Source organism: Bacillota bacterium (genome assembly GCA_012837285.1).
In the GTDB taxonomy this organism is placed as follows: Bacteria; Bacillota; DTU030; order DUMP01; family DUMP01; genus DUNI01.
Genome location: DURJ01000126.1, coordinates 1 through 11,027, shown reverse-complemented (window position 1 = coordinate 11,027; position 11,027 = coordinate 1). Strand labels below are relative to the sequence as shown.

Annotated in this window: 8 protein-coding genes; 5 read left to right on the top strand and 3 right to left on the bottom strand. The window is 54.8% G+C overall.

Annotation, left to right across the window (positions count from 1 at the left end; translation table 11 throughout):
* Positions 1 to 1,139, top strand: a 1,139-nt coding sequence (locus GX016_07495) for a helicase-exonuclease AddAB subunit AddA (GenBank protein HHT71401.1), incomplete at its 5' end; no start/stop codon positions are given.
* 257 nt (positions 1,140 to 1,396) lie between these two features.
* Here the strand turns inward: GX016_07495 and GX016_07490 are convergent.
* From GX016_07490 to GX016_07480, 3 genes are all read right to left on the bottom strand, one after another.
* Positions 1,397 to 2,182 carry a glutamine amidotransferase gene (locus GX016_07490; protein HHT71400.1) on the bottom strand — a complete coding sequence of 262 codons (786 nt, stop codon included), beginning with the start codon at positions 2,180 to 2,182 and terminating at the stop codon, positions 1,397 to 1,399.
* Complete coding sequence (locus tag GX016_07485) at positions 2,172 to 3,635, bottom strand: DUF1727 domain-containing protein (protein ID HHT71399.1); 1,464 nt, start codon at positions 3,633 to 3,635, stop codon at positions 2,172 to 2,174. The genes GX016_07490 and GX016_07485 overlap by 11 nt, the downstream gene beginning before the upstream one ends.
* Positions 3,636 to 3,833: 198 nt before the next feature.
* On the bottom strand, positions 3,834 to 4,085 hold the full coding sequence (locus GX016_07480) for a DUF1540 domain-containing protein (protein ID HHT71398.1): 252 nt from the start codon (positions 4,083 to 4,085) through the stop codon (positions 3,834 to 3,836).
* A 107-nt stretch (positions 4,086 to 4,192) separates the two neighbouring features.
* Between GX016_07480 and GX016_07475 the strand changes: the two genes are divergently transcribed.
* From GX016_07475 to GX016_07460, 4 genes are all read left to right on the top strand, one after another.
* The gene (locus tag GX016_07475) at positions 4,193 to 6,517 is read left to right on the top strand and encodes a DEAD/DEAH box helicase (protein ID HHT71397.1); all 2,325 of its coding nucleotides are present in this window, start codon (positions 4,193 to 4,195) and stop codon (positions 6,515 to 6,517) included.
* A complete protein-coding gene (locus tag GX016_07470) occupies positions 6,514 to 7,509 on the top strand; it encodes a hypothetical protein (GenBank protein HHT71396.1) in 996 nt (331 codons plus the stop codon). The genes GX016_07475 and GX016_07470 overlap by 4 nt, the downstream gene beginning before the upstream one ends.
* Entirely contained in the window at positions 7,496 to 9,745 is a 2,250-nt protein-coding gene (locus GX016_07465) for an N-6 DNA methylase (protein HHT71395.1), read from the top strand. The genes GX016_07470 and GX016_07465 overlap by 14 nt, the downstream gene beginning before the upstream one ends.
* An 88-nt stretch (positions 9,746 to 9,833) precedes the next feature.
* Complete coding sequence (locus GX016_07460; GenBank protein HHT71394.1) at positions 9,834 to 10,922, top strand: hypothetical protein; 1,089 nt, start codon at positions 9,834 to 9,836, stop codon at positions 10,920 to 10,922.
* The last annotated feature ends 105 nt before the right edge of the window (positions 10,923 to 11,027 follow it).

The following is an 11,027-nucleotide window of genomic DNA, read 5'->3' as shown; positions in this document are numbered from 1 at the left end:
TGGCTGAAGAACTGCGAATACTGTATGTGGCCCTGACCCGAGCCCGGGAGAAACTTGTCTTGGTAGGATCAGCAGTCAATTTAGCCAAGCAGGGCCGGAATTGGAGTAGCGCGGCCCGGCAAAGAGAGTGGCCGTTACCGCCGGGGCTCCTGCTATCGGCGCAGACCTACTTAGACTGGCTAGGCCCGACCTTGGTTCGACACGGAGATTGTGCTGCTTTACGGCCGGACAATATTGAGCTGCCGGACACAGAATTGGCAGCGGATCCCTCGGCTTGGCAGGTGTTCTTATACCGGGCCGACGAACTTAATCTTATTCTAAAAGAAGCGGCTGCTGCTCGGGAAGCGGATATACAGCTGCTGGAGCCCAAAGAACCGCTGCCGCAGGAACTGGTGGCGGCGATAGAAAAAGCGCTGTCCTGGCAGTATCCCTACCAGGACGCTGCTTCGCTGGCTGCCAAGGCAAGTGTAAGCGAACTCAAAGGCCGTCCGGCGCTGGGCCAAGACGCACAGCTAGAGGCTGACGAAGGCTTAAAGTATTTCTTCCAGCCCATGGCCGAGCGACCTCGCTTTATCAGCGGACGAACCGCTCTTACAGCGGTGGAGTACGGCAGCGCCGTGCACCAGATACTGGAGCATCTAAATCTAAAGCGAGTACTCACCGCTACCGATATCAAAGAACAAATTGAGGATCTGGTCAGGCACGAATTTATCACTGAAGAACAGGCTAAGACCGTGGACGTTACGGCGCTGGCTACCTTTTTTGCCGGTCCGCTGGGTCGTCGTCTTACGGCCAGGCCGGAATCGGTTCGGCGGGAAGTTCCTTTTAGTTTAGTATTACCGGCAGCAGAAGCATACCCCGAAGAGCCACTTTGTTTGGCTACAGCAGCGGAACCAATTTTAGTCCAAGGTATCATCGACTGTATGGTTAAAGAAGAGAACGGCTGGCTACTGTTGGATTTTAAAACCGACCGGGTCAGAGGTGCGGCCCTGGAGCGCCGTCTCGAAAGCTATAAGCGGCAGATCCAGCTTTACGCCCGGGCGCTGACCTCCTTAAGCTCCCTGCCGGTGGCCGAAGCCTATTTATATTTTTTAACTACCGGCGTAGCGGTGCCGGTCCCCCTTTGCTCCAAGGGTTAAGACAAGAAAAGAAAAAGATTCTCGTGCGGTCAAGAAGACCCTTACCACGTCTAGCTGGCTTAACGCTCAAGCTGAGAAGTGGCGTCAACTGCTCGCAAACACTACAGGAGGCACTAAGAAATCATCTGGGGATTGCAGCACCCCAGGGTCCCGGATTTTAGTAGCAGCCGGACGGGGCTGCAATAGCGGGCCTTTATGTAGGGGCGAGCCTCTGTGCCTGCTCGTTCTACGTACTGTAAGGCGGCCAGGACGGAGCCTTAACGGCGGCGGGAGAACAACAATTGTGTCAGTGGGTGAGGGCGATATTGGTCAAAGAATTCTTGATTGGCTTGGTTCTCTAATCGATCGTCTAAGGGTGATAAGCGCACTTGGCCGTAGCGGTGGCTCAGGGCTTGCTCGAGGAGAAAATCAGCTAAATGGGGGTTTTTTGCTAAGACGGGTCCTTGTATGTAGGTGCCCAACGCGTTTTTATAGCGAGCGCCTTCAGTTTGATCTTGGCCATTATTACCTTGTCCATACACTACTCGCCCTAGAGGGACGACGGTATTTTTTTGGCAGACCACAGACGATGATGATGCTATACGAGTATGCCCCTGGTGGTTCTCATAACCTACTACCGGTTGGTCGGACCGTAAGAAGGATAGACGGACGGCTACAGGACCTTCTAACCGGCGCGGTTTGATCTTAGTAGCGGTAGAGAATATACCGGCCCCGGGGATTATGTTCCCTTCGGCGGTCCGAATAGCGGTGCCCAAGAGCTGATAACCGGCGCTAATGGCCAGCAGGACCAACCCGTTGTCTACGGCTTCTCGCAGGGACGGTATTTTATCGGACCAGTCTTGGGCTACGGCTGTTTGTGCTTCGACTGTGCCGCTACCGAGGAAAACCAGATCACAGTTTTTTAACGACCAGGGATCGGAGCGCCGAGCTTCACTAATTTCCAAGTCAATGCCCCGCCACTGGGCGCGCCGGCTCAAAACGAGAATATTGCTCTGTTCCTGGTTCAACAGATCAGGGTACAGGTGCAAGATCCTAAGTAGCATCCGCTTTACCTCCTTGTTTCACTAACGCCTGTCGTAGCGGTGCCAACACGGTATAATTGCAAAGAACGATGATGTTAGGCGCCGGGGCTGTTAAGGCCTCCCGGACAGCCTTATTCACCTCGGGCACCACCATCATCTTATCCAGCGGCAGGCCGTTGTACTTAAAACATACAGCCACGTCTCGGGCTCGACGACCGCTGCAGATGACGAAGACGTCGCCGGCAATGGCATCAATATATGTGTCCCAGAGCCAAGACACATCGCGCCCGTCAGCAGGAAGATCGTTGATGGCTATAATAAGCGTGGTGGCTGCGCCTTCCGTTTGCGTGTCAGCCAAAGTAGTAAGGGCCTGATTGAATCCGGCCGGGTTTTTTACCAGGACCAAAGTGGCTTCCTTGCTTCGGTCAGGCCAGCTGAAGTATTCGGTCCGCCCAGCCGGAGCCCGGAAAGCAGCTACTGCTGACGTCAGGGAGGCCAGCTTTGTTTTTGGTTGCAAGACTGCGGTGGCTGCTAGGGCAGCAGTAGTGTTATAAACATTATATAGACCGGTTAAGGCACTATAAAATTCCACTTCTTCGGTGGGAGTCCGAACCAGAAACAAAGTACCGGGTTCTTTTTTATCCGGTAAAAGCCAAGCGATTACCGAGGGCCGCGGTCGGCTGAAGTCACAGCCGGAACAAGCATAGCAACCTAAGTGGGCATAGCGGGAACTGCTGTAATGCAGCCTCTGTCCGCAGAGCGGGCAGAGGGAAACTTCGCCTGCTTCGCCGCTTATGAAGGCAGGGTCATCGTCAGCCGTCTCCACAGCAAAGTAGCGGGCATGGCTGCGGTTCTGTCCGAAAGAAGCCACCAACGGATCGTCGGCATTTAGCACTAAGGTGGCGCCACGCCAAGCAGTCAGCGCCTTTTTCATCTGCTTCGCTAAGGCATTGACCGAACCATAGCGATCTAACTGATCGGGGAAAAGGTTGGTTATAATTACCATATCAACTTCGGTAACACGCCGGGACAAAGGCAGCAGGCTGCCTTCGTCCACTTCCAGCACAGCTAAGCGAGTTTGGCCACTATAGCCGGGGGTAGCTGCTGGGGGCCAGATTGGCTCGGCCTTAAGCAGGGCCGTGACCAGCCCAGGGACCATGTTGGCTCCTTCCGGGTTGGAGACCACTTCTAGCCCGGCACTCTGCAGCAACTGTACCAGCTGAGCCGTAGTGCTGGTTTTACCGTTGGTACCAGTGACCAGGATAAAGCCGTGGTAGCGTCGGCGCAGAGTAGCTACTATATTTCGGTCTATCTTCAGTACAACCCGGCCGGGAAAAGCGGTACCGCCCCAAGGCAGGCGCAGCCACTGGGCTAGCTGCAATAGTGCAATACAAAGCTTTCCCAGAATAAAAGCTAACCGGGTGCCAAGTGTCCAGCCAGTTTGCTCGGTTGTAATTACAGTTTGTTCCACCATGTTTGCCTCCAGACAATAGACAATATATTTCCCCGACCAAATAATGACACAGAAATCAGGTTTTGTCTAGGCAAATGGGCCATAAGAAATAACGAGCCCGCAGGGGCTCGTTAGTATATATTGAAGCACCACCAAGAACAAGATGGCCCTCGTTTTCGACCTAGACAAAAAAGGGGGCCAGTGCCCCCTGCGCCCGCCTTAGGTTCTCATAACACTGTCCATGCGCTCTTTGCCGGAACCTTTGTGGGTAAAGGTTTTGCAGCATGTTTCCTCGCACCGCTGGGTGGGTGTGGCCGAAAGGGTCGAGGCTTGCGGCGCATCAATGGTGTCAGGTGCGGAAGTGGCGAAGCTATCGGCCGTAACCATAATACTATTGGCGTCGCACTGGTTTCCTGTTTTCCAATAATGACAACTGTTGACACTGCACATGATTTGCTGCCCTCGAGCCATAAAAATCACCTCCAAAGCTAGAATGCCCTTGAAGGGATAACAAATATGTATCGCCAGCAGGAAAAGGTGCCGGTTGCAGCTAATAGATAGCCTGAGGAGAAGACAGCATGAACATAGAAAAAACACAGTTAACCATCAAGAATCAGGAACAATATTGCGGTCAGATTTCTTATTGTCGTCATTTGCCGGGACAGGAAGCCAGCTATGCGGCACCTAAAGAGCCGTTGTCGCCGGTTGTCAGGGATTGTTTAGCTGCTGAGGGCATTAATCGTCTCTACGCCCATCAGGCGGCGGCTTTGGATGCTGTGCGGGACGGAAACAATATTGTGGTGGTTACGCCTACAGCCTCTGGCAAAACCCTGTGCTACAATTTGCCGGTGCTGAGCGAATTGGTGGCCGACAAAAAGGCACGAGCATTGTATCTGTTTCCCACCAAAGCTCTAACCCAGGATCAGCTGACTACGGTGGACGGTTTCGGCCTGGTACCGGCCGCGGTCTACGACGGTGACACCCCTGATACAGCCAAGGCGGCCATCCGTGAGCAGGCCCGGGTGGTTCTAACCAATCCGGACATGTTACATCTGGGTATTTTGCCTAATCATCTTAAGTGGCATGAATTTTTCTCCCAGCTGCGGTTTGTGGTTATTGACGAAATCCATACTTACCGCGGTGTTTTCGGTACCCAAGTAGCCCATGTTATTCGCCGCTTGCGCCGCTTGGCTCGGGAACACGGGGCAGACCCTCAGTTTATTCTTACCTCGGCCACCATCGCTAATCCCAAACAGCATGCTGAACGCCTCACTGGCTTGCCGGTGACACTTATTGCTGGCAGCGGTGCGCCGCAGGGAGAGCGCAATTTTATTTTTTGGCAAGTTCCCGCGCCTAGGACTTATCTGAGTGAAGCTGTCTGGCTGCTGCAGGTTTTGTTAGCAGAACGAGCTCGTACTATTGCTTTTGCTCGGGCCCGGCAGGTGGTGGAGCGGATGTTGCGCCGGGTACAACAGACTGCTCCGGAACCGTTGGGGCAACAAATCATGGCTTATCGCGGCGGTTATTTGCCAGCCGAGCGCCGGGCTATTGAAAAGGCCCTGTTTTCCGGAAGACTGCTGGGAGTGGTGGCCACCAACGCCTTAGAATTGGGCATTGACGTGGGGGCCATGGATGTGTGCCTGATTGCCGGTTATCCAGGGACCATTGCCTCCACGTGGCAACAAGCGGGCCGGGTGGGGCGGCGCGAACGGCCGTCGCTGGTGATTTTTATTGCCGTGGCGAATCCATTGGATCAGTATTTCTTACGTCACCCAGAAGTCTTTTTCGATAAACCCACCGAAAGCGCCTTGATCGATACCGCCAACCCTTATTTGTTACTGGGTCAGGCCCGCTGCGCTGCCCAGGAACTGCCCCTATCAACACAGGATTTGTCTTTATGGGATCCGGTGCTGCTGGACCTTCTGACCATCTTGGAGGAAGACGGCGAAGTTACTCAGGGTGACGGGCGCTGGTTTTATGTAGGTCAGGATTATCCGGCCCAAAAAGCAAATCTCCGGACTACAGGCAGTACGTTTTTACTGCGGGAACGGAGCGCTAACAATCGGTTGATCGGCACCATGGATCGGCATACGGCTTTTTCCGAGGCCTACCCCGGAGCCATCTATCTGCACCAGGGTGAGACTTACCGGGTGGAGGAGTTGGACGTGGCCCAAGAGGTGGCCTATCTGAATAAACTGGATGCGGACTATTACACCATGGTGGGTCGACAAAAGAACACTGAAATTTTGGCTACTCTGGCCGAAAAAGAACTGCATGGCCATGAGTTTGCCATCGGACAGCTCAAGGTACGGACCAAAGTAACCGGCTATGTTAAGAAGCACGAAATCACCGGCCAAGTATTAGGGGGAGAGAACCTGTCCTTGCCGGAAGAAGTGCTGGAAACCATGGGTATGTGGTTCATACCGTCACCGGAGCTAGTAGCTAAGATACAAGCTGTCGGGCTGGATCTCATGGGCGGACTGCATGCAGTGGAGCATGCTGCCATTGCTTTGCTGCCCCTGTTTGCCATGTGCGACCGCAACGATGTGGGTGGCTTGTCCACTACTTTGCATACCCAGACCGGACGACCCACGATCTTTATTCACGACGCTTACCAAGGCGGAGTGGGCTTTGCTGAAAAAGGGTATGAACGGGCCGAAGAGCTGCTGGCAGCTACGCTGGAGGCGGTGGCCAGCTGCCCCTGTGAGAACGGCTGTCCCAATTGCATCTATTCACCCAAGTGCTCCAACTTTAATCGTCCGCTGGATAAAGAAGCAGCCATAATGTTGCTGTATGGCTTGCTGGGTCAAGAGTATGAGCGGCGAGATAGAAAAAGTCTGCCACCGATTATGCGCCAGAACATTGTCCGTCAGCTTCAGCGGCTAAAAGGAGTGGAAGTATGAGCTTGTTCGAACGGCTGGCTCAAATTAGAGAGCAGAGAGAAGGCCAACAGACTGTCAAAAGGTACGCGCCGCCGGCTAAGGCAGTATCGCCACCGGCCCAGGAATCCAGCTCACGACGTGTACTGGCGGCGTCTGTGCTCGGCGGTCAGGAAGTCTGCACCGCCGGCGGATCATTCTGCTTACGCCGGCGGGAACTGAAACTGGGTTGGCCGCTGTCTTGTTCTCCCACTCTTATCTATACCAACCTACAACTGGTGTGGGGTATCGGGCCAGTTACCGAAGCTCGGTTTAAAGCCGCCGGCATAAATACGCTGGATCAGCTTACCGTGCACCCCCGCTTTGGGCCTGATGCGCGAAGGGTGCTGGATTTGATCGTCAAGCGGCAAGTGACAGAACTTGGGCAGCGCGGCGCTACCGATATTGAGCTCATGGGTTTGTTTTCACCGGCGGAGGCAGTGTTTTTGGATATTGAGACCACTGGTTTATGGTCTAGCCAACCCTTGTTTCTGGTGGGGGTAATGCAGCAGCAAGAACAGAGAATGGTGTTGGAGCAACTGCTGGCCCGCCATTACCGGGAGGAACGGGCGCTGCTGGCGTATTTGGCCACTTTTTTGCAGCAGACCAAGGTAGTGGTTACTTTTAACGGCAAACGGTTTGACTGGCCTTATATTAAAGAGCGGTTGGTTTATTACCGCCTACCGTGCCCTGATGACTTGCTGCAAGTGGACCTATATATTCATGCTCGGCGGCTGCCCCAGGATTTGCCCAATCGGAAGCTGGTTACCCTGGAAGAGAACCTCCTCGGCTATGAGCGCGAAGGCGATGTCCCCGGCTACTTGGTACCGATGATTTATCACCGGTTTGTACAGACGCAGGAACCGCGTCTGTTGACGCCGGTGCTTCAGCATAATGCCCAAGACGTGATCACGCTGGCCCGGCTGTTGCCGCTGATAGCGCCGCCGGAGGGAGTGACGGATTATGTCCAGGTCTAAAATACCGGCTTGCACCTCGGTGTTGACCCAGGCTCTGGCTGAACTCAGGCAGGGAAAGCCTTACCCAGAGGCCATCTCCGCCCTAGTACAGGGCCTTTTCTGGTGGGGATTAGGGGAGACATCAGCCTCGCCGGCAGAGCTGGTGGATCTTGGCGGTCCTTTTACCCACCCGGCTTGGCAGGGGAAGTGCCCGGCCGCCATTAGAGAATTGAGGGCCCATCTGGAGGCTATACACCCTACTGGATCGGAACTGGGATGCTCGCTTGAGGCTGTACACTGGAATCAGAAGACTGTAGCTGAGCGCGGAGAGGGGATCTACTATACCCCGCCGCTGTTAGCTCAATTTATGGCCCGGCTGGTATTATCTTTATACGTCAATGAACTTACCGCTAGCGGTACTTGCACCGGCAGCGGTACTTGCACCGCTAGCGGTGCTCGCGGTTCCCGGCCCACCGAAAAAGCACAGCTCCCGCCTTCGTTCGTACTGTATGATCCGGCCGTGGGAACCGGGGCCTTCTTAACGGCTGCCCTGCAGGAGCTGGCCTCCTTGCCGGCCGACCTGCGGCCGGGAGGAACGAAATGCGATCTGTTGCCGCTTTTGGCCGGCAAGGATGTTGATGCGGAGGCAGTCTACTTGACCAAAGTTCGCTTGTGGTTGGAGGTGTTACCGGAATTAAAACGAGGTGCTGCTTCTTTTCCGCCGCTGCCGGGTATCAGCATCGGCGACAGCCTACAGGAGCCGCCTCTGTGGGCTGATGTGGTGCTGGCCAATCCTCCCTACCGGCGCCAGGAAGGCATCGATCCGGAAACAAAGAGGTTTTTATCGGAACGGTTTCAGGGGTTACTGCCTCGTCAAGTGGATCTCTACGGCTATTTTTTAGCCAACCTGGTACATATATTAAAGCCAGGCGCTGTTGCGGCCGTGGTTACGCCGGTGGCTTGGCTGGAAGTGGATTACGGCCGAGCCCTACAGGACCTTCTGCAGCAGCAACTGGAGATTCCGCTAATTATTACATCCGCCTGCGAGCGCTGGTTCCAGGAATCAGCCGTCCATACTGCCGTCTGCACTTTTGCCCGCCGTGCCGGTCGGCAAAAGCCCAGCGGTCCGACCACACTGGTTAATTTACTGACTCCACTGGCGACGGTACCGCCGGAACCAATGGCCTCTCTGGCCCCTTGCCCGTCTGGTTTTAAGTGCCATCAAGACTGGCAAGCTGTTACTTTGCCCCGGGAACGTCTGCAGGCGCTGACCCACAGACGAGAACCGGTACGAGCCGTTTGGGGTACCATGCTACGGGCACCGGCGGCTTATTTCACTTTGCATCAAATGACCGCTCAGTCCTGGACCAGAGCCGGTGAACTGGGAGAGGTCAGACGAGGATTTACCTCCGGCGCCAATGCCTTTTTCTTCGTGCGCGATGTGACTGATACCGCTCCCAAAGATCTAGGCCAGAAGCTGGGCCTTACCCCTCACAGCGACCTGGCCGTTATTACGGTTGGAACCAAACCGGAAGAACAATATTTTGCCGTGGAAAAGAGGTTTTTGTTACCGCTCGTCAAGTCGCCGCGAGAAGTGGAAGGTTACCTGGTGAGTGAGGACAAGCTCAGCTGGAAAGTATTGCTGCTTCCGCCGGATAAAGATTATATTAAGGGACTTAAAGTAGCTGATTATATCCGCTGGGGAGAGGCACAAAGCTTTCAGCACCGGCCCACCCTTAGAGCCAGACCCCTGTGGTGGAGCTTACCCAAACTGTTGCCGCCACAAGTTCTGGCCCGCCAATTTTACGACCGGCGGTTTAATTTTCCCTATAACCCAGGGGCGATCTTATGTGACCATACTTTTTATTACCTTACCGGCTGCGTAGACCCCGAACTTATAGCCGCACTCTTAAACTCCACCATTACCTTTTTCCATGTGGAGCTTTGGGGACGATCCAATATGGGCGACGGCGTCCTTACTTTTTACGGTTCAGAACTGGCCGACCTGCCGGTGGTAAAACCGGCCCTGTTTAATCTTAAGCGGCAGCGCGCCTTAAGAAAATGCTTTCGCCGGCTGTGTGGACGAGCGGTGCTGCCGATCGAAGAAGAAGTGGAACAACCTGACCGGCAAGAGTTAGACCTGGTGGTACTGTCGGCCCTGGGACTTACCGGGCTCCCGGCAGCAACCTTGCTAGGGGAGATTTACACTGCCCTGTGTCAGTTAGTTAACCGACGGCAGGAACGCTCACAGTTTTAGTTTTGCTCTTAAACCGACAGCCAACCCTTTTTCTTCTACTTGCCCCGCTTTTACCGGCGGGGTATAATGTTTCTATGGGGGCGAACATATGTTCGAAAAGGGGCGCTGCTGGTTGATTGCTCATTGTTACCTGGAAGGTCTGCCACCGGAGAGAGAAGAAGAGTTTTTAATCGCTTGTGCTGCTTTTACCGCTAGCGGCGAGCCCAGCGAGCCCGGCAAGCCCGGCGAACCCAAAGGGGCCGGCGGGGTGTTTCTTGATTTTACCCGCTTGGCTCAGCCGGAAGAAGCTTTGTTGCAGCTGGAGACTCAGGTGGTACCGCATTTGGGCCGGCGCTTGTTTTCTTCGCTGGCCGAAAATAAGCTCACAGCCAAAGCGGCTACTTTAGCGCAAAGAGACGGTTTGTGGCCGCACCGGCGCGGTCCGCTAAAGGTACCGCCAGGGACAGTGGCCCGATTTTTGGCCCCGCTGCCTCTTCGTTACCTTTGGCCGGTGGATCCAGCGCTGCTGCGCCGGTTGCAGCTGCTGGGCCTGGTGACCATCGGACAGTTGGCAGCGATATCGCCGCAGGATCTGTATCGCTCCTTTGGCTCGGCCGGGCATAGTTTAGCTGCTTGGAGCCGAGGGCAGGACAGTGAGCGGGTGAAGAACCGGTTACCTTGTTTTATTACATATCAGCTACCTTGGACCGGCGAACAGTCGCTTCAAGGCTGGGAACAACAGCTATGGGCGGCGGCAGAGTATTTAGCGGCTGAACAGAAACAGCGGCAACAGTGGGGGCGTCGTTTGGAGCTGGTGTCGTTGCCAGCAATTGGAACCGGGCTTAACGCGGTGCGTGAGTTTCAGAGCCCTCATCTTACCGGATCGGAATTACTGCTGGCCCTGAGGAGTCTGTGGTTACAACTGGAACAATTCCCGGCCGGTACATTAGTTGCCAGATTAGGCCCGTTGGCTAATCTGGCTTCGCGGCAGCTTAGTCTCTTGTGGACTAAGCGTCCGTCCCAAGATCGAAGCCGGCTCACGGCGGTGGTAAAGCGCTTGCAGGAACGCTACCCAGGCTGTGTGCAGATTGGAGCCCAAGCGAGGATTAGCCGACGGGAGCAGATGCTGGCTTTTTTTGATCCTTTGCGCCATCAAGTTATAACCGGAAAAGAGGGACTGGACCATGCGACTGGTTGAACACCCGGTAACTGTTACAGCGACAGACGGTGGTCCGCACTTTTTTCAGTGGCGAAAGAAACGTTACTTTGTTACTGCCGTTCTGGAACGATGGGTGGATACCGG

What these genes read in the sequence shown, in the direction of transcription:
- GX016_07485 (HHT71399.1), bottom strand. Translation starts at nt 3,635, where the DNA reads ATGGTGGAACAAACTGTAATTACAACCGAGCAAACTGGCTGGACACTT.
- GX016_07475 (HHT71397.1), top strand. Translation starts at nt 4,193, where the DNA reads ATGAACATAGAAAAAACACAGTTAACCATCAAGAATCAGGAACAATAT.
- GX016_07490 (HHT71400.1), bottom strand. Translation starts at nt 2,182, where the DNA reads ATGCTACTTAGGATCTTGCACCTGTACCCTGATCTGTTGAACCAGGAA.
- GX016_07465 (HHT71395.1), top strand. Translation starts at nt 7,496, where the DNA reads ATGTCCAGGTCTAAAATACCGGCTTGCACCTCGGTGTTGACCCAGGCT.
- GX016_07470 (HHT71396.1), top strand. Translation starts at nt 6,514, where the DNA reads ATGAGCTTGTTCGAACGGCTGGCTCAAATTAGAGAGCAGAGAGAAGGC.
- GX016_07460 (HHT71394.1), top strand. Translation starts at nt 9,834, where the DNA reads ATGTTCGAAAAGGGGCGCTGCTGGTTGATTGCTCATTGTTACCTGGAA.
- GX016_07480 (HHT71398.1), bottom strand. Translation starts at nt 4,085, where the DNA reads ATGGCTCGAGGGCAGCAAATCATGTGCAGTGTCAACAGTTGTCATTAT.